This is a genomic window from Flavobacterium sp. 3HN19-14 (assembly GCF_051373205.1).
GTDB lineage: Bacteria > Bacteroidota > Bacteroidia > Flavobacteriales > Flavobacteriaceae > Flavobacterium.
Map to the genome: position 1 here is coordinate 2,541,221 of NZ_JBPPZT010000001.1, position 25,258 is coordinate 2,566,478.

The window sequence follows — 25,258 nt, forward strand, 5'->3', positions numbered from 1 at the left end:
AAATTGATCTTTGAAATTGAAATTGATTTTTGAAGTTGCCTCATTCTAATTCTGAGCATTCAAAACCATGATGATTGAGCAATGTAATCAATGCGTCGGCGGATAAAATTTCTGTTTCGACACGCAATACACAATCAATATCTTCATGATCGATTGTCCACCGGTCAATTCCTGAATATTCAGATAATGCCTTGTGAAGCGCGCAATTCGGGCATAAACCAGTTACGTTCGTCCGGAATATATGCAGTTGGTTATTATTCGTTTCCATGATTTACAGGTGTTAGGGCTTTCAGTACAAGTTCAAAAGCGGCATACATGATTTCATCGGAAAATACAAACGGTTTTCCCGCCATGCTTTTCCCTTCGCTGTGAAAGCGCAATAAAGTGTACAAAGGGCCGTAAGCGATGCTCCAGAAAACTTCTATTGGTAGTTCGATTAGCTCATTGTTGTTGATGGCGTTGGTGAAAAACTGCGACATTTTTTCCTTAAAATCAATTACTATTGTTTGCAGGATTTCTTCGCCGTGAGGGGAGTGCCTGATTATTTCAAAGCAGATGACTTCGTTGGTATATTCTAACGCAAAAGCGGCGCGGTTTTCCCATTGCTTTCTAAGTCCGTCGCGAAAACTCATCGTTGGTGAGAAATCTTTTAGCGTATTGGAGAAGAATTCATAGCCGATATCTTTACCGATTTTCCGTATTAAATCGTCTTTATCTTTATAATAAATGTAAAGCGTCGCTACAGAAATGTGGCAGGCTTTTGCCAATTTATTCATGCTAAAACCCTGAAATCCGTCTTCAACCATCAGCTTTATCGCTTCGGATATCACTAATTTTTCCTTATCAGTATCTCTTGTGCGCATAATTTTTTTATGCAAAGATAATATAATAAATGAATGTTCGCTTATTTATAATAAAAAAATATATTCAAATAGAATTGTTCACCTTTTGTTGTAATTGATTCAGCAGCACCTGATAACGGCTGATTTCGATAAGATCTTCATCATCAGCGGACAAATCAAGTATTTCATCCAGTAATTCTGATGCATCCGCAAGCTTGAAGTTGGCTTCGGTAAATTGTTTATTCGCCAAAAGGTCGATTACTTCCTGTATGTCTTTTTTTAATATTTCAAAAGCGTTATTGTTCATAGCGATTCGTTTTCAGGATTATTTGAAGAGTTGTACTTCTTGATGATGGCGGCGCGTTTTTCCTTCAGCGCATTTTTTGCTTTCTTGACTTTGTCTTGCGCTTTGTGGAGTTTATCATTGTGTTTCTTGATATTCTTTTCATTATTGCGGCTCATAATATTTGTGATTTTGGTTTCCGCGAAAGCGATACATTTCAGCAAATTTACGCTTTATTGCAGTCATAAAAAAACTCCGGATTTACCGAAGTTTAATGAAATTTAAGGAGTAGTGCCTGTGTTTGTTTGCGGCTGGTCATCTGCAGAAGAATGGTTTCGGAAGGCTTCATACTTCCTGTTGCCGTGTTCCTGGTGGTGATGTCGCGCCTCGCGGTGCTCTTCAGGAATATTATCTCCCGAGTAATCTTCGTTAATCCCCGAAAGCGATTCATGCTCCGGATGCAAGCGATGTGCATTGTCATTCTTTTCGTGGCTGCCAGAATCATCCCGATTTGGCGAACCGTTGGCATTTGTATTCATAATCAGTTTTTTATTTATATAAAGTTATGAAATCTCTTTTGCGGTGAAATCACTTTGGCGAAACATTAGCAAATCTATTAATCGGAGAGTGGTATAAAAAATCGACAAGTGACTTAATTTGTTAAATTTTTAAATTTTTACCGCACAAAATCCTGCGTTTACCTTTTTAATTTTTAACATGAAAAATTCGGATTTATATTTGTCCCGTAATTAAATAATAATAATCCCCCGATGTTGAAAATATTCCTCTTTAAAGAGACTAATATACTGAAGTTGATTTCTATTTTAGGTTTTAGGAAGTGACACTCTGATATTAGTATTTTTAACATCCAATTCAGGAACTCCGGCCAATCCTACTGGGGTTCCTTCTCTTTTTATACCCTTTCGTGATCACCTTTCCAGTCGAGAATTGCCTGCTTGATTTTACTTCCTGATAAATTTTCATCCAGGGCGCGTCGTACCATTCCTGGTAATTCTTCATCAGAACAGAACCGTAATGCAAACAATTGCGAGTCGCGTAGTTTGGCTTCGATTGCATCAAAATGATTCCCTGTAAGTGTAAAATACCGGTAACGCAATTCCATCCTGATGATCCTGTCCTGAAGCTTTAATGCGTAATGCTGGCGCAACATATACGAGAGCCAGATTACTGCAAGAAACAGTAAGCTTATGAAAGTCCAGATAAGCTTTTCTGCCGTTGTATAAGCATAATATGCACTCACACCAAATAAAACTGACATTATGGGGTAAAATACAAAGTGATGGGTTGCATAAAATTTTCTATGATTATTAAAAGCTTGTTTTTGCATTGGGATTTCTGTTTTTTTAAAGATAGCGAAAAGAGGATTTGAAAATTATAACAAATTAGCAAGAAGTTGTTAAAATTATTCATCAATAAATCATCGAATTTTCGTTTTCTAACATTGTGTAAATTCAAAGTTTAATCTATTTTATTGTATAACAAACAGTTATTCCGAATATTTCTCGCAAAAATCATCAAATAATGTTAGAATTAAATCCAAAAATAAAATTATATCGTAATTCTAAATATTATAATTTGTTTAAGAGTTGCAATTTTAGAAAAAAGTATATATTTGTCACGTTAATCGATGTGAGATCCATTCATTTACTATCTTTTTTACGTTGATTATAAGCGATATAGATCGACCCCCAAATCCGATTTATATAGAATTTAACCAAATAACCATAACTAGTGCTTCCTTTCCTACATTAAGCACAATACATTTTGCGAATATGGAAAATTTAAAATCACATAATGCAATTAGCGTTATTGACCGATTAAAAAAGCTTCTGAAGATCAAAAGAGACGCTCAGCTTGCCGACGTCCTTGGAGTTAGAGCCAACACAATCTCTACCTGGAAAAAAAGGGATACACTAGATTATGACGCTATACTTTCAATATGTGAATTGTATGAACTTGATTTAACCTGGTTTTTCTTAATAAGAAAAAATCGAGTGAATTTTCAACAGAGACACCGCTTGTCAGCCGTGATGTTCAGTTTCAATATGCTTTAGGCAATGATTCTGACGCACTGCTTGACATACTTCCGAAATATCATTTTCCGTTTGTCAGTGGTGAGGAATCCCGGGCATTTCAAGTCGTGAGCAGTAATATGTTTCCGCTTATCGAAGAGAATTCATATGTAATTTGCGAAAGTTCTAACGAAATCGTACAAAATGTACCTGTTGTAATCGTAAGCCGCCAAAAAGGTATTTTCATTAACAGGTTGCAGGTAAGTCCGTTTAAGGAAGGCGAATATATCCTTTCAAGCGAAAATGAAGGTTATCAGGATGTTATCATCAAAACTTCTGATATTGATGAAGTCTGGAAGATATGCGGACAGATTTCATATGACATCAACCATGACACTAAAATTAAATTTATTACCGACAGCCTTAAGAAAATAAACGCATTCGTTGAAGCTAAAAAAGTGAAAAACTAAAAATAAATTTACATAAATAAAAAAGCTACATCAAATGGTGTAGCTTTTTTATTTTGAAACGGTTATATTTCCCTCAACGCCATCATCCGGCGGGTTTCCGGTAATGGCCGCGACTGCCATCTTTATAAGAGAAACTAATTTTCCGTCTTTAGTATCCCAATAATATACATCCGAAGGAACAACTTTGATTACAGATACATCCGGATCATCTTTACCTTCCTCAAACCAGGCATTTGCGATAGGTGTCCATAACTCATCAATTTTGCTTTTGTCTTTATAAATGGTAGCGTTACCATATACCGACAGATAATGTGAATGCGGAATTTTTGCAAATAATAACTGTACCCGGTCATCCGCCTTAATTTCAAAATTCTTGTTGCTTTTTTTCGAACTCATGAACCAAAGATTTCCCTGGTCATCGACTTCCCGAATTCCCATTGGCCTGGTTGTAATTGGCAAGGTTGTAAGATCTGTGCAAAACATACAAATGCCTACATCTTCAGCGAGTTCTTTTAATTTTGCAACTGCTTCAGAACTGGTTAAGTTCGTCAGGTTTTTTTCTTTTCAGTAGTGTCCATAGCTTTCTTTTTTGGTTTAAATTGTTTTTTCTGGCATTTACTCAAATTTACCGCTTAAAAAAAGTTTGTTATGTTAGGGCTTTGCCAATACTTTGTGAAACTTACACACCCGAAATTAAGAAGTGTTTAATGTTGCGATTTTTATCGTATGTATAAAGAAATCTTAATTGTAATTCTTTTCGGATATTAATGACTAAATTTAAGATAAAAGAGATGCTATGAAAATTTATCGACGTATTTTGATTATTGCCGGATCGGTTCTTTTCGTTTTAGTGCTGCTGCATATTGGCGTCAATTTTTGGGTAACAACACAACTGCCAAAAATCATCAACCGTGAAAACGATTCTGCCTATAATATTAAGTATGATAAAATTGAAATATCACTCATAAACGCCAGCATCCACGCAGAAAAAATTGTGGTAACACCTAAATACGCCATCAAAGACAGCCTTTCAAAAACCGGGATTTACGCCAATGTAAAAGCTGTCGACGTCTTAGGTTTCAGTATCTGGAATGTGATTTTCAGCAATAAATTAAAAGCAAGAAGCATTCGGGTAACACAACCGGATGTGGTTTTGTATAAAAAAAGTGAGAAAGCAATCGATAACTCTAAAAGTATCAGTTCTGAAGTGGTAAAACCGTTTGAAAAAATTATCGCAGTTTCTGATATTTTTCTGGATAAAGGCAATGTCAAAATCCTCAACATTCTCAATAACAAAACCATCCTGAATGCCAGAAATATCAATGTAAAGCTCCAAGGCATTGTAATAACAGATGATATTCTCGAGCGTAAAATTCCGTTTTCATACAAAACCTATGCATTTGATTGCGACAGTATTTTTTATCAGCCTAGCAAATTTTATCAAATCACTACGCAAAAAGTGAAGACTACGGAAAAAGGAATCAATGTTAAAAATTTTGCCATGCTGCCGCAATATTCAAGGAAAGAATTTTTGAAAAATATCAGATTTGAAAAAGACATTTATACATTAAAGGCGAAAGATATTGACATTCGCGGCATGGAATGGGGTTACAAAGACACCGTTTTCTTCTTCCATTCCAAAGCTGTTGAATTGGATCAGGTTGCCGCAGATATTTACCGCAGTAAATTGCAGGACGATGATATGACCAAAAAGAAATTATACAACAAATTGCTGCGCGATCTTAAATTCGACCTTGACATTACGACTTTAAAACTGCGTAATTCTTATATCATGTACGAAGAAGAAAAAGCCGCAGAAAGAGCCCGGGAAAACTGACTTTCAGTAAATTCAATATGACTGCAGCCAATATCCACAGCGGATTTATGCAAACGAAATTGCCTGATGTAAAAATTGATATCAATTGCATTTTCATGAAAGCTTCGCCATTACGCGTTGACTGGACACTCAATGTCCTCGATAAAACTGACGGATTCAACATCAAGGGTCGTATCCTGAATTTCGATGCTTCAGCGATGGAGCCGTTTGTAAAACCTTACATGAATATAACGACGAACGGCATCCTGAAAGAAGTTTATTTCAATTTCACAGGAAATGATATCAGTTCGCAAGGCGATTTCGCGGTAAAATATGACGACTTGAAAGTGAAGGTTTTCCGCAAAAAAAATCCCGACAAAAAGAATGGTTTTATGACAGCAATCGCGAATTTACTGGTGAAGAATGACACTAAAGGTGAATTGGTGAGTACTGAAGTTTCAGTTAAAAGGATTCCGAATACCTCTTTTTACAATTTCCTCTGGCGTAATATTCAGGAAGGTTTGAAGAAGATTATGATTTGATTTTCTTCGTTCGAATCAAATATGTAATTTCGAATCGTTAAAATTCCTGATTTGAAAAGCATTTTCACTTTTATCCTGTTCTTATTTATTTCAGTTGGCCACGCGCAGATTAGCCTGTGCAGCTGGAATCTTGAAAATTTTGGCAAATCAAAATCCCCTGATGCAATTGAGTTTATTGCCAATACGCTTAAAGATTTCGATGTTGCCGCCATACAGGAAGTTGTTGCCGGAAATGGCGGCCCGCAAGCAGTTGCGAAACTCGCCGATGCACTCAACCGAGCAGGGACAAAATGGGAATATTGCGTAAGTGATCCGACTTCCGGAACGAAATATTCTACTGAGAGATATGCATTTTTATGGAAAAGTGCCAAAATAAAGCCCGTCGGAAAAGCAACATTGGAAGTTAAATATGCGAAAGAAATCGACCGTGAGCCTTTTGTATGCACATTTGAATCTGACGGAAAGCAATTCACTGTTATCAGCTTTCATGCGATTCCGAAAGGAAAACAGCCTGAATCAGAAATCAAATACCTCAAATTATTGCCTGACGAATACTTGGGTAAAAATCTGATTTTCGCCGGTGATTTTAATTGCCCGCAGTCACATGGCGTTTTTGAGCCGCTTCGGAAACTTAATTTCAGGCCTGCATTTACCAAACAGAAGACTTCATTAAAAAAGGCCTGCAGGAATAACGATTGCCTTGCTTCAGAATATGACAATATTTGGTTTAATACTTCGAAAATATTGAAGATTAAGGTGAACGCAATATATTTTTATACTGCTTTCAAAACGCTAAAACTGGCCAAAGAAATATCTGATCACATTCCTGTTCAAATGGAATTTTCCTTGAAATAAAATAATCCTCGCTTATTTAAAACTGGATTTTGTGTAGACAACAGCTATTTTTTCCAAATTAAGAAAATTTGTATATTGCAGCTGTATTACAATCAATTAACCAAAACCAAACCATTATTTTATGAAATCAACCAAAATTATTTTCTGGACGACAACGATTATTATTTTTCTTTTTGAGGGCGTAATGCCGGCATTTACATTTAATTCTCCTGAAGCAAAAGAAGGCATCAGGCATCTCGGCTACCCGGAATATTTCGGTGGATTGCTGATGGTATTCAAAGTCATCGGCGTTTTACTGCTGATAATTCCAAAAGTTCCTGCGCGCGCTAAAGAATGGGCTTATGCCGGATTTACATTTGATTTTTTATTCGCCGGACTTAGTTATTATTGCGTAGACGAGCAGGTTTTCTTTGCCTTTATGCCGTTAATTTTTCTTGCAATATTGGCTGCTTCTTACTTTTCCTATCATAAATTACAAGCTGCACCACAAGTTTAACGACAAAACGATATTTTTATAGATTCAAAAGAAAAGGACAGCTATAAACTGTCCTGTTTTTATTCCCTTTCGGGAGCTTTTTTGTCTACATTCTGCTGTGTGTCATCGTAATCCGGTTCTCCGTTGATGGGCGCGCCGCCTTCAAAATTAACATCGTTGGTTAGCGCCTCATCATAATCTTTGTATTCGTGGTCACGGGTGCTGTTCCTGATGTTATCGGGATTTCGCTGATTCGAATGCTGGTAATTTTTCTGACCATCGTGCCTGGCGCCCTGATTTCCTTTTCCCTGACTGCCGTTATTTATTGTTCCCATGGTTATAATTTTTAGTTTTCTTAAAATTACGTTTTTACGACGCAATCTGTTTTATGCATTTAACTTCAAATGTTGTAAAATTCAGCGCAGGAAAAAACCTATCAAAAAGTTAATGTTCCCCTCGGTACGAAATTTAAATCGTAAATTGGAACTACCCAAAATGTAAGATTTTATTCCCAAACAAAACAATTTCTGCTATGAAAATAAGTATCGACAGAAAAGCCGTAAAAGTAACTCCTGATTCGAGACGCGTTATTGCACGCTTCTTTTTTAATGGCGAAGAACGCGCAGTTGCCCTGATTAAAAAAGTACTCGAACTACCAAAAGAAGAAGTATTCTCACTGATTTCACCTTTGCTTCAGGATTTCTCCAAACGACACAGAAATATCACTCATAAATTATATAAGCATTGTGAACGTGTAAAACCTTACATAGCGCAGTGCGGCGTCAGGCCTGATTCGCTCGATGAATATACGCGATTGCTCATCGGCTCTTATTTTACGCATGAATATTCAATTGAATCAGCCGCGTTTTTCAATCCGTCAATTATTGAAGATCCTGATAAAAGTTATCTCGAGGAAGGGCAATTGCGGGTAATTATCAGCTTCAGGGCAGTTGGCGAAGGACACGTTTCATCTGTGGTTTTCCGACGTGCGCTGATTGACAGGCACAATAATATTACGGTAATCCCAGCAGGGAATTACATCGATGAAGCCGAAAGAGTACGAAACGCTGTTTACCAAAAGAAGCTTTTCCTTAAAAAGGCCGAAGAAGAAGGCGTAAACCGTGAATTCCTCAAAGAAGTACAGGAAGAACTCGGTGAGACATTCGATTATGAAGCGCTGAAGAAAATTATCATCGAAGCCAAATCCAAAACCACTGACAGGGAAACACTTAACCATTACAACCTGATATTGGCACTTTCTGACAGCTACCGAAAAATTACTTTTTCACGCGATACTGACATCAGTGACCGGGTGATTTTCCCGATTTCAGATTTGGAAAGCAAAGGAATCGAAGATGCCCGTTTTGTGAAATTTACACGCGAAAACGGCAGCATCATTTATTACGCAACTTATACCGCATACGACGGCCAGCACATCATGCCGAAATTACTAAAGACGACTGATTTTTATGAATTCAAGACTTCGCCACTGAATGGAGCAGGAGCGAAAAATAAAAACCTGGCGTTATTTCCGCGAAAAATCAATGGCAAATATGCGATGTTGTCGCGTATTGATGGCTGGAACAATTATATCATGTATTCTGAAACCATTAATGTATGGGAAAATCCGAAAAAAATTCAAAGACCGGAATATCCCTGGGAACTTGTGCAAATCGGAAATTGCGGTTCGCCGATTGAAACTAAAGACGGCTGGCTTATTATCACGCACGCCGTTCTGTCGATGCGCCGTTATAGTATTGGTGCGTCATTACTCGACCTTGAAAATCCGGAAATCGAAATCGGGCGCTTAAAAGATCCGCTTATTATGCCCAATCTTGATGAACGTGAAGGTTATGTTCCGAATGTTGTCTATTCCTGCGGTTCCATCATACACAATAACGAGTTGATAATTCCTTACGGATTGTCTGATCACAGTTCTACATTTGCGACGGTGAATCTTGAAGTTTTGTTGGACAGGCTAAAAAACGGAGGTTAAATAGTCGAAAGTCACTTATTTTTACACAATTAAACTTTCGCCTTTTCAATAAAAAACCTTCAGGACTTATAAATCCTGAAGGTTTTCTTATATAGATTTCCGCAATGCGAAAAAGGATTTTCGATTAAAAATACCCGAGCAGCCAGTAGACTATTACAAATATTATTATCATCCCGAAGCAGCCGCCGCCTAATTTCTTGGCGCTGTAGCCAGCAATTAATGTTTTGAATAATCCGTTCATGACTGTGGTTTTACGTCAGGATATAAAGTTAATTATGCAAACAGAATATTCCAACAGGTTATATTTAGCAATGACTTTCTGGAATGTTTTAACGGTTTCTGGCAGCAAGTTCATAGTACATTTCATTTGGGTCGTAATCAAAATCGAAGTCAAATTCTTCTGCGTCATTTTCTTCGCTGATGTTTACGATTGATTCATAATTTACAAATTCTAGATTTTCCGGCTTGTGGTTCGCTTCCATAATTAAGTTTTTTTGAGGTTGTTGTTATGACAAATTTCCTTCAATAGTCAGTGTTTTTTCTTACACAATTTTTTATTTGTGTTGTATAATTTAAAGATAACGTTTTCGCAATTTGAGAAATTTTACTAAATTGGTGTGATTAAAATTATATTTATGGAAGAGAATGATGAAAACTCAGGTCACCTGGATAATTATACAAATGAGAAGGTAAACAATGGAATCAAAGATTTACTGAAGGAAAAAGAACTCAAAATCAAATGGATACAGGAGCTCGAAAATAATGAATCGATTCAAAATTATTTAAAACAATTTCACGATGCTTCAACTAACAATTTTATAAAAGATTACGCGACGCAAAAATATTTCTGGTTTAAATATGGTGATTCTTTTAAAGAAAGAGCCGAAAACAAGCGTACAAAATGGATTAATTATGCCCATTCACACCTTGAAGTCATTTTGCAAAAAAAATTATTTGACCTCCAATGCTTATGGCGGGCCAACAGATCACTTTAAAAGATATCGTAATCAGTTATGATTTTAAAGTATGGGGAGCCGATATACTGAATTGCAGTTTTATTGAATCAATTACTGAAGCTGAAGTCGAAATGTATCAGGAATTTCTTTTAAAATCTGATACAACACCTGATTACAATAAATATTATGAGTGGCAGAATTATAGCGATATAAAGGATGCCGACAATGAACATTGCGATATTCCCGAATGGTATGAATATCATAACCTGAGAACAGGTAAAAATTCACTTTTATTGCTTCCGAACATCCGGGGAGATAAAGAAGAATTTTATATGAAACTTAGTCGGGATGAAAATATGAAAAATTGCCCGCCGGAAGATCCGAACCGGGATATGAGGCCGTTTATGAAAAATATTTACGAGGAAGACTTCCTTAAGTTTTTTGTAACTACTTTTGATGACACCGATGCCAGAAAATGGTACCAGAATTATTCGTCAGGCAAATCATCTATTTCTGACGAAAGGATGCATTATGAAGAACTTGTAAGCAGCATGGTACAGGAAACGGAAAATATTCCGATTGCGGCACATCAGGATTTCAGGCAGGCACTTCCAGATTGCCTATGATCAGTTTCACTGCAGAAAAATTGCAGAACATTTACCGATTGCTCATGAACAATATCTTTTTAACAGGAAAATGGGTTTCACTGTCCGGCATGAAAAAGATCCTTTTGAAAATTCAATAAAGAAAATTTATGAAGATGGGATTATTGCAGGTCGCAAATTAAACGGTGAACCGCCAAACCTTGATTTCTGACCGTTAAGGCATCCTGAACTGCGGATTATAAATCAATCCAATTGTATTATCCCACGGATCTGTCAATGTCGCAACTACAATATCTCCGCCTACGTTTTGTGGCTCTTCATGGCTTTTAGCACCTAATCCGATGATTCTTTTGTATTCTTCCTCGACATTTTCTACGCCCCAATAACTTACAACGGCATCATTTTTTTCATGTACCACATATTGCGGCTGGAGTCCGAGTTCATAACCGCCAATATTGAAACCTACATAAAAAGGTTCGTCAAAATAAGGCGCAGTCTGAAACACTTTTGAATACCATTCTTTCGCTTCACCTAAATCGCTTACCTTATAAATAGTCGTTCGTAATCCTAAAATTGTAGTTTTCATATTAGTCAGGTTTAATATTTTCCGTTTAGCAAAGTACCGCCAATTGCTGATTTTGCTTCTATACCGAGCTTTTTCATCATTTCATAAGTAGTGCAAACTGCAGCCGAAGTTACGGGAAGTCCGGTTGTTTTTTCGAGTAAATCGATTGCTTCAAGCGACGGCATTTGTACGCAGGCAGAAGCAACGAGTGTATCAACGCCTTCGAGGTTCAACTTTTTATAAATTTCGAGTAAATTCATCGGATCCTGTGCAGCCACTTCGAGATTATGCGAAATTTCAAGCGCGACAAAATCGACGACTTCAAATCCCTGGTCTTCGATATAATCCACAACCATTTGTGTAAGCGGCTTCATATAGGGTGTAATTACTGCAATTTTCTTCGCTCCTAGAACTTTCAATCCGTTGATCAAAGCGCCGGCACTGGTTACAATTGGAGTAGGGAAGTCGTTGGCAACGGTTTCCTGATGCAAATTGACTTCAGAAACACAATGATAGCCTTTACCCATGCTCATGATAGCGACCAGGCAGGCATAGCCCATGACGTCGACATGTGCATCTGAAAGTTCCTGAGCGCATTTTAAGCTCATTGCATCCATAGCTTCGAGTTCTTCTTTGGTGACTTTCTTCATGCGCATTCTGCTCGAATGAAAAGTAAATCTTTCAGGAAGAATTGTTTCGCGTGCGCGAAAAATAGCCGGAATTTCGGTTTCCATCGTGACATTCGATGAGGGTACAATCTGGCCGATTCTGAATTTTTTCATTTCTTTGGTTTAGGGTTTAAGGCATAGGGCCAGGGAAGAATTCTGCGACCAGAACCCTTTACCCAAAACCTTGTAGCATTATATTTCTTTCACAGTATTTCTGATAGTTCCAATACCTTCAACAGTCGCTTCAACAACGTCACCATTCCACATCCATTCTTGCGGATTGCGGCCGGCGCCGACACCAGCAGGAGTACCTGTGGCAATGATATCGCCAGCTTCCAAAGTGAAAACGGTGCTTAAATCTTCAATCAGTTCATTGATGTTGAAAAGCATGAATTTTGTATTGGAATTTTGCTTTTCGACGCCATTCACAGTCAATGACAAATTAAGGTTGTGCGGATTTTCAATCTCATCTTTCGTTACCAAAACCGGCCCCATCGGCGCAAATGTGTCCTGTCCTTTAGAAACAATCCATTGACCGGCACGACGGCAATCGCGGGCAGAAACGTCATTGATTACGGTGTATCCGAAGACATAGTCCATCGCATCCTCTTTAGGAACGTATTTCCCTTTTTTCGAAATCACTACGGCAAGTTCGACTTCCCAATCCAATTGCTGTGTCAATTTTGGGTTGTGTAAAATCTCAGTATTGGTTGCTGTAACTGTAGTTGGTGGCTTAGAAAAAATTACTGGTTTTTGAGGCAATTCATTGGAAGTGTCAAGTGTTCGCGCGCTTTCAGCAACGTGTTCGGTATAATTAAGTCCGATGCCGATGATATTTTTACGCGGTTTCGGAATAGGAGCAAGGACAATGACTTCTGACAAAGGCAATGAGCTAGATGCGATTACATTTTCGCTTGAGCTGTCTAATATGTGCTGTATTTTCGCTACTTCTTCGAATCCGGCATCGATTAAATCAAGCATTGTTTTCGGAAAAGTCTCGTTTGATTTAAAGCCCAGCGTTTCGATATCGACGACCGTATCATTGATCAGGATGCCTAATTTCTGCGCATTATTTATTTCGTAAGTCAATAATTTCATAGGTTACTTTTATTTCGTTTTGAGTAATTCAAAAATGATTTTGTTATGGTGAATACCCAGATTCCAATCCAGAAAATAATATTGGCATAACCAATTGTCTGTGAAAGCTTATCATCTTTACCAATCAGATAAAATCCAAGCGCTATAAAAAGGCCTGAGCCCACTAAACCAAAAATAAGTTTTGGGAGATTTTTCATGTTATCCGTTTATGATTTGAAATCCGTTATTTTCTGTGTAAATTTTTTCCTGGTACAATCCGAGTTTTTCAATCACCGGCAAATCGTTGAATGAAAAAAGACAGGCATCTTCAGTTTCAGATAAATTTACGTGTTCATGCCACGCCCAGGACGGAACGCAGAAAATATCGCGTTCCTTCCAGTCGTATCTTTTGCCGTCAATCACAGAATAGCCTTTTCCTTTCGCACATTGATAAACAAATGAACCGGTATGTTTGTGCGCTTTTGTATGTTCCGCTGCGCGTAAAAGCTGCATCGATGCGCCCATAGTTTGCATGACATGTCCGCCTGTGAGCGGATTGCTGTAATGCATGATAATACCGTCGTAAGGTGAGCCTTCATTGACTTTTGCCGCTTCCAATAACGCTGGGTAAACCTGTTTCCAGGAATATTTGAACAATGGCGAATAAGGCTTATCCCAAGTCAAGTCAGCCGGAATTAATCCAGCATTTCCGTAAGTTAAAGGCAAATGATTTTCGGGAGAAACAAGTGGTTGCTTACCGTTAAAAACCGCGTAATCATTCGCTTCGAGCGCATTTACAAGCGGAATGTCGAGTCCGTCCTGCCAAATACACATTTTACCGTTTTCCTCGCAGCCGTGCTCGTGCCAGGCGGAATTCGGCGTGATTACAAAATCATTCACTTCAAAAGTCACGCGATTGCCATCAACGACAGTGTAGCCGCCTTCGCCTTCCATAATGAAACGCAATGCAGAGGCTTTATGGCGATGCGCGGAAGTGCTTTCTCCGGGACGTGTCACCTGGATCCCGGTGTACAGCCAACCAACTGCGGCACTGACATCTTTACGTTTGTCATTGACAAGATAAACAACACGCCTTCCGGCTTGCTCAGGTGTTACAAGTTCTGATGATTTCACGACCAATTCGCGCAAATCTTCATATTTCCAAAGCATTGGGACAGAAGAGGAGCGTGGTTCCCATGGCTCGATGTCGTTGGCAACTGTCCATAAAGCACCGGCACCGAGATTGTTGAGCTCTTTGTAATATGCCTCTAATTCCGGTGTGTCCTGAACGCGGGCGCGGCCTATTACATCATCGTTGTGTTTTGTTTCCATAATATGAATATTTCATCAAACACGAATTTCACAGATTTACACAGAGTAAATTTCTGCAAATCTGTGAAATTCGCGTTTATCTTTTATTAAATTCTTCGTGATTGTCTATAAAAGTTATCTTTCGGGTTGGCGCGACATTCACGCGCAAATCGAAAATATCAAAGCGATTGTAATGCCCTAAAATATCATGCATTTGTTTCGGCTGGATGCATTTTGATAAGTCGATGTCTGCATAAACGATGCCTTCGTCATCAATTAAAGGCGTTCCGATAACGGCGCCATTCGGACCTATAAACCCTGAAAAAGCGGAGTTTTTTCGCGTAAGCAATTCTTCGGCATTAGGAACGTCAGGCTTCAAAGCATCCATAATTTCCTTTGAAATTGTTGAACACGAAACGATCGTAAATAATTTTCCTTCGAAAGAATGTGCTGCGGCACGGATTTTAATCGCCTCGGCCATATCATAATCAGGCGGCGCAACGGGCAATGAAATATAATTGGCAATATGAATCAGTTCGCCTTGCGATAACAGCGTAAAACGCGCTAACGTATTGGTGTTTTCTCCACAGGCCAATGTTCCGATCGGGCCGATTTCAGTTTTATATACTTTTAAGGAAGAGCCGTCGCCGGAAGTCCATGTGAGTTTTTCTGCCCAGGTTGGGACTAATTTCCGGTGTTTCCCAATCAGGTTTCCGTAGTTATCAATAATTAAATTGGTGTTGTAAATTTCGCCGTAACTGTCGCCACGTTCGTTGATCCCGATTACAATGTGGATGTTGTTGTCTTTCGCAGCCTGAAATAATGGCTTCATCGATTCGTCAGAAACGGCTACTGAATTCCGATATAATTCTTCATACCATTTGCTGCCCTGAACCGGCGTCATGATCCAGTTCCAGTAGGGATAGCCCGCGATAAAAACTTCGGGAAAAGCTATTAATTGTGCACCGTTATTGCCGGCTTCCTTTATAAAAGAAATCGCTTTTTCAATCGTCTTTTCAACGTTTAGAAAAAACTGGCGATGTTTGTACAGTAGCGGCTTTAAATTTCGGAAAATCCATTTTTAATTGTTTTAAATGACGAATGCACTTATTTTAGTTCTTGTTTCGACAGAAAAAGGCTCGGCTTTTATATCAGATTTGCCATCAGTAAAGGCTACATTTACCAGAGTCACTTCACCTTCGAGGCAGGTATTTCCTTTTTCATCTTCGAACTTAAATCCGCAAACCACAGAAGCTCCACCGATATTTTTAACCCAAAGTGATTTTGTCAGGATTTCACCGATTCTCGCTGCCTTTTTGAATTGTACTTTTAAATCAACAGTCGGAATACCATTGGTCTCATGAATTTTTGAAAATGGCCTGTCGAGCGCTTCTTCAAACCAGTCTTCAACCAAATCATTGAGCATTTCAAGGAATCGCGGATAGAAAACGATTCCGGCGTAATCAACGTGTTTGAAGCGTATTTTTTCTTGTTTTGTAAAAATCATTATTGCTTGATGAATTTCGTTTTATAAGTGCCTTTTGTGGTGGCTACGTTGATTATGTAAATCCCTGATTGCAACGCGGCAACATTTATATTTCTTTTGTTTGCATTTTGTAGACATATCTTTCCGCACATATCAGAAACAGTTGAATTTATAACAGTTTCATTTTCTGTAAAGTTGTAATAAATAACGTCTTTTGCAGGATTTGGAAAAATGCTGAGATTATTATTTTTCAGGTTGACTGTTGACAAAGTGCCTTCCAGCTTTGTTATCCATAAATCTGAATTGCCATGATTTTCGCTTAGATCATGGTCGGTTGAAGATGAAGTGCCTGCAAATGTAATGCTTCCATCGTTATTGTTTACAAAAGAATCGGCATATTCATATTCAGTACCACCGTAGTTTTTTTGCCAGACGATATTTCCGCTTGTATCTAATTTTAAAACCCAAGCATCGCTGCTACCATAATTTTGAGTTGCGTCGCCGTCTGATGAACCCGTTTCGCCTATGACAGTAAAAGTACCATCCGGATTCTCTGAAACTGCATAAGCTACTTCATCAGACGAACCTCCATAACTCTTTTGCCAAACTAAATTGCCTGTAAAATCGACTTTGGCGACATACATATCGTCGTCAGTAACATTTCCGTTGTCGTCGTAAACAGAAGTGTATCCACAAAAAATGATTCCACCATCTGAAGTACCAGAACCTCCGAAAATTAGTTGTTCTGTAGGCTCATTCCGTATGAATTCTGCCATTCTAAATTGCCGTCGGCATCGATTTTCACCACCCATGCGTCGTATAAATCGACTTCTTCTCCTGGTCCACCAGTTGCTCATGCCTTTATCCCCGCAAACCAGATAACCGCCATCTGATGTTTGACTAATTCCGTAGAATCCTTCTCCATCATCATTTCCATCATCATTTCCATAAGATTTTTGCCAGAGTATATCGCCTTCAAAATTGAGTTTTACAACCCAGCCGTCAGTATTACCATTATTAAAATTGAGGTCTCCGTCATTAGAGTTTGAGCTGCCGCAAATTACATATCCATCGACTACTGCGATTATACTTCCTGAAAATTCATATCCAGAACCTCCTAAAGCTTTTTGCCATTGGATATTTCCTGCAGTATCAAGTTTAACAGCCCATAAATCGTCATTGCCATGAAACCCGGATATATTGCCATCAGCTGAGTTGGTCATTCCTAAAAAAATATAGCCACCGTCATTGCTCAATTCTATTTTATAAGCAGCATCGTTTCCAGTGCCACCGTAAGTTTTTTGCCATTGAATGTTACCTGCAGTATTTAATTTAACGATCCAGGCGTCAGTGCTACCTTGATTTTGCGTTACATCGCCATCATTAGAACGAGAACTTCCGCCAATAATATAGCCCCCGTCCGGAGTATGTTTTATGCACAAAGCACCTTCTCCCAGTGTTCCTCCGTAGGACTTTTGCCATTCGATTATGGGCGCCTGCCCAAAGCAGTTAAAAGCAAATAATATCATTAAAGAGCTAATTTTTTTCATTAATTCTTGAGTTTAAAACGTTGAATTTTCCCCGTTTCTGTTTTTGGTAAAGCATCCAGGAAATTAATCACTCTTGGATATTTATAGGGCGCAGCTACTTCCTTGAACCACCGTTGTATATCTTTTTTCATTTCTTCCGAAGCTTTATCTTTATCATGAAGGACGATGTGCGCGCTAACGAGCATTCCACGTTCTTCATCAGCCAAACCGACTACTGCGCATTCAAGGATATCTTCGTGTGTTAAAAGTACGCTTTCTACTTCAATTGCCGCAATATTATAGCCGGAAGAAATGATCATATCGTCGCCACGCGCCACAAACCAGAAATAACCGTCTTCATCCTGACGGAAAATATCACCGGTTAAATTCCATCCATTTTCAACATATTCGAGTTGCTTTTCAATGCGATTCAGGTATTTGCAACCGGTAATGCCACGAACCGCAAGTCTTCCGGGAGTATTGGCTGTGACTTCATTTCCATCCTTGTCAATTATCCTCGCTTCATAACCTGTAATGGCAACGCCTGTTGCGCCGGGCTTCATATTTTCTTCATTCGATGAAATGAAAATATGCAGCATTTCTGTCGCACCAATACCGTCAATTATCTTTAATCCGGTGGCATTGTTCCAATCTTTCCAGACTTTTAAAGGAAGCGTTTCACCTGCTGATACGCATTTACGGAGGCTGGAAATATCGAAATCGGCAACTTTCGTCGTTAAAATCCTGTAAGCAGTAGGTGCGGTAAAGCAAATGGTGATTTTGTGTTCGGCGATGGCTTTTAGCAATAAATCCGGGCTCGGTTTTTCCATCAGGAAAGTTGATGCGCCGAAATACATTGGGAACAAAACCAATCCTCCTAAACCAAATGTAAATCCTAAAGGCGGACTTCCGGTAAATATATCATCAGGTGTTGGTTGTAATGCATATACAGGAAATGCTTCGCAAATATTAAGTATATCTTTATGATAATGCGCGGTCATTTTTGGCAATCCTGTAGTACCGGAAGTGAATCCAATCAACGCGATACTATCGGCCGTTGAATGATAATTGGCGAAAGTTTCCGGTTTATTTTTGGCAAGTTCGTCTAATTCAGTCGGATTTTTTTCGCTTCCATCGTAAAAACAAGTGCGGACTAAAAATGATGATTTTACCTGATTCATTTCTGTCGCTAAATCAGCGTCGCATAAAGATATTGCTATTTCTGCACAGTCGATAATCGTAGTGAGTTCTTTTGCGCGTAAAAGCGGCATCGTAGCAACGACAATTCCACCGGCTTTTAAAACGGCGAACCAACAAGCCACCATCATTGGATTATTGGCAGAGCGAATGAGCACCCGATTTCCGGATTTCAATCCTAAATCTTCAACCAGAACGTGCGCAATCTGGTTGGCTTTTTTGTATAAATCGTTGTATGTCCAGTTTTTTTCGAAAGTCCGCAAACAAATGGCATCTCCGTGTCCGTTATTAACGTGCGAATCGAGTAATTTTTCTACGCAATTGAGCATTTCGGGACGAATGAACTGTACGCCGTCGAAGATATAATCCGGTTGTAAGTCCGGTGATGGAAGGCTGTCATGCGCAAAATTGTCTTCGTATGTCCTCATTTAAAATGATACTTCAAAAATTTACAATTACTTTTTATGGGAATCCGGTTTCAGGGCTTTTTTCATGCCTTCAGCCAACTTTCGGTTTCCGGCAATCATCGGGTTGTAATGCGGAACTGCGGCTTTATATTGCGGCGGAATATCATCGGCTTGAAATTGTTCGTAAGCCTGTGCATTCCGAACAAAATAAGGGTCAAGCAGCAATGTTTTTCCGAGTGCTACAATATCGGCACGACCGTTCAAAATGATGGTGTTGATTTGGTCGATATCCTGGATATAACCTGCCGTTATTGTCGGAATTTCCACGGAATTGCGTATGGTGTCTGAAAACGGCGTCTGCCACATCCTGCCAATTTGCGGCTGTTGATAGGAAACCGTATTTCCGGTTGAGACATTAATAATATCAGCGCCAGCCAATTTATAAGCTCCGGCAATTGCGATTACATCCGTCTCAGAAATACCGTTTTCAGCCCAGTCTGAAGCGGAAATTCTTACTGAAATTGGTTTTTCTTTTGGGAAAGTATTTCTAATGGCATTAAAAACCCGAAGCGGAAATCTCAATCTGTTTTCGATATTTCCGCCAAATTCGTCAGTTCTGATGTTTGTTAATGGCGAAAGGAACGATGCGAGTAAATAACCATGATGCGATTGCAGTTCAATCATATCGAATCCTGCAGTTTCTGCACTTTTGGAGGCTTTTTCGAATTGCGAAACGACAACATCCATATCTTCAATCGTCATTTCTCTCGGGGCAGGCATTTTTTCATTGAATGGAATTGGAGATGCGGCCATTAATTCCCATCGGTTTTCGAGAATTGTGCCGCCTTCCCAAGGTTTTGAAATTGCACCTTTCCTGCCTGAATGGGCCAACTGGATTCCGATTTTACATTTTGTATTTTTATGAATGAAATCAACTATATGTTTCCAGTTAACTAATTGTTCTATAGTATATATGCAGGAATCACCTAAAGTGATGCGTCCGGTTTCAGAAATAGCGGTAGCTTCAGTAATTATTAATCCTAAACCGCCAATTGCGCGACTGGTGTAATGGGTAAAATGCCAGTCATTTACAATTCCGTTTTCGGCACAATATCTGCCCATGGCACTCATGGCGATCCGGTTTTGCAGCGTCATTTCGCGCAATGAAAACGATGTGAATGCTGCAGGAACATCCGATTTTTCACTTTGTTGCAGCGAATTGAATTCTGCCAAAACTTTATCCGTAAAGGATTTATCACGCAAACGCAAATTTTCATACGTCACTTTCTTGGCCCGCGTCATTACGCCAAAAGCGAATTGATAAAACGGATGCTTGATGTGGCGTGTCATGTCTTCAAACCATTCGAGCGATACATTGGCGGCGTGTTGTATCATTTCAACCCGATTGCGGCGTGTTTTTTCGTATTGTTCAAAAGCAGTTGATATATTACTTGGATTAGCTACAACTGCATCAGAAAGTCCAATAGCGCATTCCATAGCTAATTTTGTTCCTGAACCGATAGAGTAGTGGGCAGTTGCTTTTGCATCTCCTAAAAGTACAATGTTGCCGACAGACCATTTTTCGTTGGTTACATGCGGGAATTGCCGCCAATGGGATTTATTGGATATAAGACCGTGGCCGTCGAGTTCATCCCTGAAAACTTCAGCGAGTTTTTGAATTGTAGCCTCTTCATTAGTCACTTCAAAACCGGCTTTTTGCCACGTTTCATCACTGCACTCGAAGATCCAGGTGCTCATGCCTTCCTGGTATTGGTAGGTGTGGGCGACGAATGTGCCGAATTCAGTTGTGCGGAAAAAATAAGTAAATGCATCGAGTGGTTTTGTAGACCCAAGCCAGACGAAACGATTTTTCTTCAATTCGACCTTTGTGCCGAAATCAGCTGCGAATTGCGTCCTGATGGCGCTTCCAATCCCGTCAGCAGCTACGATGATATCAGCATCCTTAAATTTAGACAAATCATTAACATCATATTCAAAATGAAGGCTGACACCTTCTTCCGTGCATCTTTGCTGCAGTAATTGCAAAAGTGTTTTTCGCGAGCATCCGCAGAAACCATTACCTGTAATGCGTACGATTTCGCCATCCCTGGCAACATCTAGTTCGTCCCAATAAGCAAATTTACTTCTGATCAAATCATACGATTTTGGGTCGCGTGAAAGGAATTCACTCAGCGTCTCATCTGAAAAAACAACGCCAAAACCAAAACTGTCATCGGCTTTATTGCGCTCATAAACATCGATCTGGCAATGTGGCATTGCTTTTTTCGTAAGGATTGAAAAATATAATCCGCATGGTGCCGCCACCAATAACTGCTATCTTCATATCAATTGCGTTTTACGACAAAAGTTTCTCCGAGCCTGGCATAATACGCGCCTGCAAGCCTTGAAACGGGTTGGTATTTTGAAATGTCGATTTTGTAGCCTTCCATCAGGATTTCGTCGGCGATGTGCATCATGATGACTTTTCCGACGATGATTGTGGCGCGCCGAATTTGTGGTTTTCAAGCGAATAATGATGTACGAGTTCACATTCAAGCGAAATCATACATTCTTTTACGCGCATCGGTTTTATTTTTTCGCAGGAAATTGCCGTAACGCCGGCGTGTATGAATTCGTCTTCGTCGGGATGCAAAGCCTGTGCGGTGGTATTCATTTTTTCAACCAAATCCTCGGTGACCATATTGACAGCGAATTGTTTGGTCGCCAGGACATTGTTAAGTGTATCTTTGTTGGTATTATTGCCTCTTGCGGCCGAGAACATCACGTGTGGCGGATCATCTCCAACGGCATTGAAAAACGAAAAAGGCGCCAGGTTGTTGATACCGTCTTCGCTGATACTTGAAATCCAGCCAATCGGGCGCGGGATGACAGCTCCGGTAAGCAGTTTATATATAGCAGATTGCTCTAAATTATCGGGGTTGAGTTGCATTTGTGCTTTTGTTTATACAAATAAAATAAAAAAAAGGCAATGAATTTTATCGATGTTGTTGTTTTTGGAACATTTATTTATGAATTTGTCAGGAATTAAAATTTCTACTTTCAGCACAGTCATTTTTCTGGATTTTATAATTTTCAATCTGTACATTTATATGATTTTTCAGGTTTAATAAATAAAATATCTTTATAAAAATGACATCATCAAAAGACACAATCGAAAAAGCTTACACCGCATTTAATGACAGGAACATCGACGGCGCACTCGAAACGATGCAACCCGACGTGCAATGGTCAAAAGCCTGGGAAGGCGGCTACATCAGCGGACACGATGAAATTAAGCAATACTGGACAAGGCAATGGTCGGAAATCAATCCGAAAGTCATGCCGATCGGGTTTAATGAGCGTGAAAATGGAAGCCTGGAAGTGCAAGTACGCCAAAAGGTAAAAGATTTGCAAGGCGGTTTAATTTTTGACGGAATGGTAAAGCACATTTACACTTTTGAAGATGATTTGATTAAAACGATGGATATAGAATTGGTCGAAAATTAAAAATAAAAGCTATGAGAAAAATTATTGTACTATCAATGATGACGCTGGACGGCGTGATACAGAGCCAGGCAGGGCACAGGAAGATACTTCGGGCGGATTTGAATATGGTGGCTGGGTTGCGCCTTATAATGATGAAGAATCCGGCAAAGTCATGCAAAAGGAATTACAACAAACCGACTACCTCCTGGGCAGGAAAACATTCCAGATTTGGGAAAACTACTGGCCTGAACATGGGCATTTCTCGCCCAGAATCAATGAAGGTATGAAATATGTATTATCTGAAACGGTCAACACCACCGACTGGAAAAACACCACTTTTATTGAAAATATAGATGAAATCAAAAAAATAAAAAATACCGAAGGAGCCGACTTGCAGGTTTGGGGAAGCAGCGAATTGATTCATTTGCTTTTAAAAAACGATTTGGTTGATGAATTAAGGCTGAAAATTTATCCTTTGTTGCTTGGTAATGGGAAAAAGTTGTTTGATGGCTGCGCATTTCCATCGGCATTTGAATTGAAAGACAGTGTCGTTACATCAAAAGGTGTGGTCATAGCCAATTATAAAAGAGGAGGCGAAGTCAAAACAGGCGATGTTTCGGTGTAACTTTGAAAAAATAGTCCTATTTTTTTACACTCCAAATCCATAAATTTGGCTGCAAATCTTTACACCAATGAGCTATTATAAAATCGACAACTTAGAGCAATATTTCAAGCATTACAATAAATCCATTCGGGAACCAAGGAAATTCTGGGGCAAAATCGCCGAAGAAAACTTTACGTGGTACCAACAATGGGAAAAAGTAGTCGAATTCAACATGGCCGAAGCCGATGTAAAATGGTTTACGGGCGCAAAAGTGAATATTGTAAAAAACTGTATCGACCGACACCTCGCCAGACGTGGCAATAAAACCGCGATCATTTTCGAGCCCAATGACCCGGAAGAAAAAGCACAGCACATCACTTACAACGAACTGCACCAAAGGGTCTGTAAAATGGCCAATGTACTTCGCGAACAAGGTATAGAAAAGGGCGACAGGGTTTGCATTTACTTACCCATGATTCCGGAATTGGCAATTTCAGTTTTAGCATGCGCGCGAATTGGAGCGATTCATTCTGTTTGTTTTTGCCGGATTTTCAGCATCTGCAGTCGCAACGCGCATCAATGATTCTGATTGCAAAATGGTGATTACTTCTGACGGTGGATTTCGCGGCAACAAAACTATCGAATTAAAGCCAATCATTGATGAAGCACTGATGGCATGCCCGTCTGTTTCAAAAGTACTCGTAGCCAAGCGTACCAATTCTGATGTGAATATGACCAACGGACGCGATATTTGGCTGCAGCCACTGTTAGATGAAGCATCCGACAATAATGTCGCTGAAATCATGGATGCGGAAGATCCTCTTTTCATTTTATACACTTCCGGATCGACCGGCAAACCGAAAGGAATGGTGCACACCACCGCCGGATATATGGTTTACACGGCGTATACTTTCAAGAATATCTTCAATTATGAAGAGAATGATGTGTATTGGTGTACGGCAGATATCGGCTGGATTACCGGCCATTCCTATATTTTATACTGACCATTACTCAATGGCGCGACAACCGTCATTTTCGAAGGCGTCCCGTCATATCCTGATTTTTCAAGGTTTTGGGAAGTCATTGAAAAGCATAAAGTCAGTCAATTTTATACCGCTCCAACCGCAATCCGTGCTTTGGCAAAAGAAAGCATTGATTACGTACAACGATTTCCTTTAAAATCTTTAAAAGTAATCGGTTCTGTAGGCGAACCCATCAACGAGGAAGCCTGGCACTGGTACAACGACCACGTCGGCGGTAAACGCTGTCCGCTTGTTGACACCTGGTGGCAAACGGAGACTGGAGGTGTAATGATTTCGCCGATTCCATTTGTAACGCCGACAAAACCAACTTATGCAACTTTACCGTTACCTGGAATCCAACCGGTTTTGATGGATGAAAAGCGCAATGAGATCGAAGGCAATCAGGTTGTAGGAAGTCTGTGCATTAAATTTCCATGGCCGGCGATTGCAAGAACAATCTGGGGCGATCACCAAAGATATAAAGACACGTATTTTTCAACTTTTCCGGGAAAATATTTCACCGGCGATGGTGCACTTCGTGATGAAGTTGGCTATTACCGAATCACTGGCCGGGTTGACGATGTGATTATCGTTTCTGGTCATAACCTTGGAACTGCGCCGATTGAAGATGCCATCAACGAACATCCGGCTGTTGCCGAAAGCGCAATCGTAGGTTTTCCGCATGATATCAAAGGCAATGCACTGTATGGTTTTATTATTTTGAAAGATACTGGCGAAAGCCGCGACAAGAACAATTTATCCAACGAAATCAATCATATTATTTCTAGTCAGATTGGGCCAATCGCGAAACTCGATAAAATGCAGTTCGTTTCAGGTTTGCCGAAAACGCGTTCCGGAAAAATCATGCGCCGCATTTTAAGGAAGATTGCCGAAGGAGATTTCTCTAATTTCGGGGATATTACGACTTTACTGAATCCGGAAATAGTCGAGGAAATTAAAGAAGGGAAAGTTTAAGCTTAAAACATTTCTTTAAACCATTAAGGCATTAAGTTACATTTAGGTCGGACTTAAT

The 25,258-nt window shown here is 39.4% G+C and carries 31 protein-coding genes and 1 pseudogene; 12 read left to right on the forward strand and 20 right to left on the reverse strand.

From position 1 onward, the window contains the following. Positions 1-40: 40 nt before the first annotated feature. The 6 genes from ACSLFW_RS13775 to ACSLFW_RS13800 all read right to left on the reverse strand — a co-directional run bounded on the left by ACSLFW_RS13775 (position 41) and on the right by ACSLFW_RS13800 (position 2,473). On the reverse strand, positions 41-268 hold the full coding sequence (locus tag ACSLFW_RS13775; RefSeq protein WP_436556230.1) for a hypothetical protein: 228 nt from the start codon (positions 266-268) through the stop codon (positions 41-43). Continuing rightward, complete coding sequence (locus ACSLFW_RS13780; RefSeq protein WP_436556231.1) at positions 255-863, reverse strand: TetR/AcrR family transcriptional regulator; 609 nt, start codon at positions 861-863, stop codon at positions 255-257. Before ACSLFW_RS13780 ends, ACSLFW_RS13775 begins: the two co-directional genes overlap by 14 nt. 64 nt (positions 864-927) lie before the next feature. Then, the gene (locus ACSLFW_RS13785) at positions 928-1,149 is read right to left on the reverse strand and encodes a hypothetical protein (RefSeq protein WP_436556232.1); all 222 of its coding nucleotides are present in this window, start codon (positions 1,147-1,149) and stop codon (positions 928-930) included. Beyond that, positions 1,146-1,304 carry a hypothetical protein gene (locus tag ACSLFW_RS13790; RefSeq protein WP_436556233.1) on the reverse strand — a complete coding sequence of 53 codons (159 nt, stop codon included), beginning with the start codon at positions 1,302-1,304 and terminating at the stop codon, positions 1,146-1,148. Before ACSLFW_RS13790 ends, ACSLFW_RS13785 begins: the two co-directional genes overlap by 4 nt. A gap of 102 nt (positions 1,305-1,406) precedes the next feature. Next, entirely contained in the window at positions 1,407-1,664 is a 258-nt protein-coding gene (locus tag ACSLFW_RS13795; protein ID WP_436556234.1) for a hypothetical protein, read from the reverse strand. Positions 1,665-2,038: 374 nt separating this feature from the next. Beyond that, the gene (locus ACSLFW_RS13800) at positions 2,039-2,473 is read right to left on the reverse strand and encodes a DUF6526 family protein (RefSeq protein WP_436556235.1); all 435 of its coding nucleotides are present in this window, start codon (positions 2,471-2,473) and stop codon (positions 2,039-2,041) included. A gap of 445 nt (positions 2,474-2,918) precedes the next feature. Here ACSLFW_RS13800 and ACSLFW_RS13805 point away from each other — a divergent pair, with 445 nt between their 5' ends. Further along, the gene (locus tag ACSLFW_RS13805; protein ID WP_436556236.1) at positions 2,919-3,200 is read left to right on the forward strand and encodes a helix-turn-helix domain-containing protein; all 282 of its coding nucleotides are present in this window, start codon (positions 2,919-2,921) and stop codon (positions 3,198-3,200) included. A gap of 26 nt (positions 3,201-3,226) precedes the next feature. Then, the gene (locus ACSLFW_RS13810) at positions 3,227-3,628 is read left to right on the forward strand and encodes a S24 family peptidase (RefSeq protein ID WP_436557453.1); all 402 of its coding nucleotides are present in this window, start codon (positions 3,227-3,229) and stop codon (positions 3,626-3,628) included. 48 nt (positions 3,629-3,676) lie between these two features. Here the strand turns inward: ACSLFW_RS13810 and ACSLFW_RS13815 are convergent, their stop codons facing one another. Next, the gene (locus ACSLFW_RS13815; RefSeq protein WP_436557454.1) at positions 3,677-4,180 is read right to left on the reverse strand and encodes a pyridoxamine 5'-phosphate oxidase family protein; all 504 of its coding nucleotides are present in this window, start codon (positions 4,178-4,180) and stop codon (positions 3,677-3,679) included. A 244-nt stretch (positions 4,181-4,424) separates the two neighbouring features. On the opposite strand from ACSLFW_RS13815, the gene ACSLFW_RS13820 reads away from it, so the two are divergent. The 4 genes from ACSLFW_RS13820 to ACSLFW_RS13835 all read left to right on the forward strand — a co-directional run bounded on the left by ACSLFW_RS13820 (position 4,425) and on the right by ACSLFW_RS13835 (position 7,337). After that, positions 4,425-5,465, forward strand: a complete 1,041-nt coding sequence (locus ACSLFW_RS13820; protein ID WP_436556237.1) for a hypothetical protein — start codon at positions 4,425-4,427, stop codon at positions 5,463-5,465. Positions 5,466-5,482: 17 nt separating this feature from the next. After that, positions 5,483-5,986 carry a hypothetical protein gene (locus tag ACSLFW_RS13825; RefSeq protein WP_436556238.1) on the forward strand — a complete coding sequence of 168 codons (504 nt, stop codon included), beginning with the start codon at positions 5,483-5,485 and terminating at the stop codon, positions 5,984-5,986. 51 nt (positions 5,987-6,037) lie between these two features. After that, complete coding sequence (locus ACSLFW_RS13830; RefSeq protein ID WP_436556239.1) at positions 6,038-6,841, forward strand: endonuclease/exonuclease/phosphatase family protein; 804 nt, start codon at positions 6,038-6,040, stop codon at positions 6,839-6,841. A gap of 121 nt (positions 6,842-6,962) precedes the next feature. Continuing rightward, positions 6,963-7,337 carry a DoxX family protein gene (locus ACSLFW_RS13835; RefSeq protein ID WP_436556240.1) on the forward strand — a complete coding sequence of 125 codons (375 nt, stop codon included), beginning with the start codon at positions 6,963-6,965 and terminating at the stop codon, positions 7,335-7,337. Positions 7,338-7,396: 59 nt separating this feature from the next. Here the strand turns inward: ACSLFW_RS13835 and ACSLFW_RS13840 are convergent, their stop codons facing one another. Next, the gene (locus ACSLFW_RS13840; protein ID WP_436556241.1) at positions 7,397-7,651 is read right to left on the reverse strand and encodes a hypothetical protein; all 255 of its coding nucleotides are present in this window, start codon (positions 7,649-7,651) and stop codon (positions 7,397-7,399) included. Between the two features lie 197 nt (positions 7,652-7,848). Between ACSLFW_RS13840 and ACSLFW_RS13845 the strand changes: the two genes are divergently transcribed. Then, complete coding sequence (locus tag ACSLFW_RS13845) at positions 7,849-9,312, forward strand: glycoside hydrolase family 130 protein (protein WP_436556242.1); 1,464 nt, start codon at positions 7,849-7,851, stop codon at positions 9,310-9,312. Positions 9,313-9,641: 329 nt separating this feature from the next. Here ACSLFW_RS13845 and ACSLFW_RS13850 read toward each other — a convergent pair whose 3' ends face one another. Continuing rightward, positions 9,642-9,794 (reverse strand): hypothetical protein, encoded by a 153-nt coding sequence (locus tag ACSLFW_RS13850; protein ID WP_436556243.1) that lies wholly within the window; start codon positions 9,792-9,794, stop codon positions 9,642-9,644. A gap of 153 nt (positions 9,795-9,947) precedes the next feature. On the opposite strand from ACSLFW_RS13850, the gene ACSLFW_RS13855 reads away from it, so the two are divergent. Next, positions 9,948-10,307, forward strand: coding sequence for a hypothetical protein (locus ACSLFW_RS13855; RefSeq protein ID WP_436556244.1), 360 nt, complete (start codon positions 9,948-9,950; stop codon positions 10,305-10,307). Continuing rightward, positions 10,283-10,894: a hypothetical protein gene (locus tag ACSLFW_RS13860; protein ID WP_436556245.1), complete on the forward strand. Its 612-nt coding sequence runs from the start codon at positions 10,283-10,285 to the stop codon at positions 10,892-10,894. The genes ACSLFW_RS13855 and ACSLFW_RS13860 overlap by 25 nt, the downstream gene beginning before the upstream one ends. A gap of 193 nt (positions 10,895-11,087) precedes the next feature. On the opposite strand, the gene ACSLFW_RS13865 is transcribed toward ACSLFW_RS13860, so the two are convergent. The 11 genes from ACSLFW_RS13865 to ACSLFW_RS13915 all read right to left on the reverse strand — a co-directional run bounded on the left by ACSLFW_RS13865 (position 11,088) and on the right by ACSLFW_RS13915 (position 22,063). Continuing rightward, on the reverse strand, positions 11,088-11,459 hold the full coding sequence (locus tag ACSLFW_RS13865) for a VOC family protein (protein WP_436556246.1): 372 nt from the start codon (positions 11,457-11,459) through the stop codon (positions 11,088-11,090). A gap of 11 nt (positions 11,460-11,470) precedes the next feature. Further along, a complete protein-coding gene (locus ACSLFW_RS13870; protein ID WP_436556247.1) occupies positions 11,471-12,220 on the reverse strand; it encodes a maleate cis-trans isomerase family protein in 750 nt (249 codons plus the stop codon). A 78-nt stretch (positions 12,221-12,298) separates the two neighbouring features. After that, on the reverse strand, positions 12,299-13,204 hold the full coding sequence (locus ACSLFW_RS13875) for a fumarylacetoacetate hydrolase family protein (RefSeq protein ID WP_436556248.1): 906 nt from the start codon (positions 13,202-13,204) through the stop codon (positions 12,299-12,301). Between the two features lie 198 nt (positions 13,205-13,402). Beyond that, entirely contained in the window at positions 13,403-14,515 is a 1,113-nt protein-coding gene (locus ACSLFW_RS13880; RefSeq protein ID WP_436556249.1) for a cupin domain-containing protein, read from the reverse strand. A gap of 76 nt (positions 14,516-14,591) precedes the next feature. After that, positions 14,592-15,569, reverse strand: coding sequence for a carbon-nitrogen hydrolase family protein (locus ACSLFW_RS13885; RefSeq protein ID WP_436557455.1), 978 nt, complete (start codon positions 15,567-15,569; stop codon positions 14,592-14,594). A 15-nt stretch (positions 15,570-15,584) separates the two neighbouring features. Then, positions 15,585-16,001, reverse strand: coding sequence for an acyl-CoA thioesterase (locus ACSLFW_RS13890; RefSeq protein WP_436556250.1), 417 nt, complete (start codon positions 15,999-16,001; stop codon positions 15,585-15,587). Further along, positions 16,001-17,530: a T9SS type A sorting domain-containing protein gene (locus ACSLFW_RS13895; protein ID WP_436556251.1), complete on the reverse strand. Its 1,530-nt coding sequence runs from the start codon at positions 17,528-17,530 to the stop codon at positions 16,001-16,003. Before ACSLFW_RS13895 ends, ACSLFW_RS13890 begins: the two co-directional genes overlap by 1 nt. Next, the gene (locus tag ACSLFW_RS13900; RefSeq protein ID WP_436556252.1) at positions 17,530-19,134 is read right to left on the reverse strand and encodes an AMP-binding protein; all 1,605 of its coding nucleotides are present in this window, start codon (positions 19,132-19,134) and stop codon (positions 17,530-17,532) included. The genes ACSLFW_RS13895 and ACSLFW_RS13900 overlap by 1 nt, the downstream gene beginning before the upstream one ends. Before the next feature lie 27 nt (positions 19,135-19,161). Continuing rightward, complete coding sequence (locus tag ACSLFW_RS13905) at positions 19,162-21,390, reverse strand: FAD-dependent monooxygenase (RefSeq protein ID WP_436556253.1); 2,229 nt, start codon at positions 21,388-21,390, stop codon at positions 19,162-19,164. Between the two features lie 68 nt (positions 21,391-21,458). Beyond that, positions 21,459-21,590, reverse strand: coding sequence for a hypothetical protein (locus ACSLFW_RS13910; RefSeq protein ID WP_436556254.1), 132 nt, complete (start codon positions 21,588-21,590; stop codon positions 21,459-21,461). Continuing rightward, positions 21,587-22,063 (reverse strand): flavin reductase family protein, encoded by a 477-nt coding sequence (locus tag ACSLFW_RS13915; protein WP_436556255.1) that lies wholly within the window; start codon positions 22,061-22,063, stop codon positions 21,587-21,589. Before ACSLFW_RS13915 ends, ACSLFW_RS13910 begins: the two co-directional genes overlap by 4 nt. Positions 22,064-22,263: 200 nt before the next feature. Between ACSLFW_RS13915 and ACSLFW_RS13920 the strand changes: the two genes are divergently transcribed. The 3 genes and pseudogenes from ACSLFW_RS13920 to acs all read left to right on the forward strand — a co-directional run bounded on the left by ACSLFW_RS13920 (position 22,264) and on the right by acs (position 25,200). After that, positions 22,264-22,620 carry a nuclear transport factor 2 family protein gene (locus tag ACSLFW_RS13920; protein WP_436556256.1) on the forward strand — a complete coding sequence of 119 codons (357 nt, stop codon included), beginning with the start codon at positions 22,264-22,266 and terminating at the stop codon, positions 22,618-22,620. 151 nt (positions 22,621-22,771) lie between these two features. Further along, positions 22,772-23,224, forward strand: coding sequence for a dihydrofolate reductase family protein (locus ACSLFW_RS13925; protein WP_436556257.1), 453 nt, complete (start codon positions 22,772-22,774; stop codon positions 23,222-23,224). Between the two features lie 67 nt (positions 23,225-23,291). After that, a pseudogene (gene acs, locus ACSLFW_RS13930) lies at positions 23,292-25,200 on the forward strand (acetate--CoA ligase). Positions 25,201-25,258: the final 58 nt, after the last annotated feature.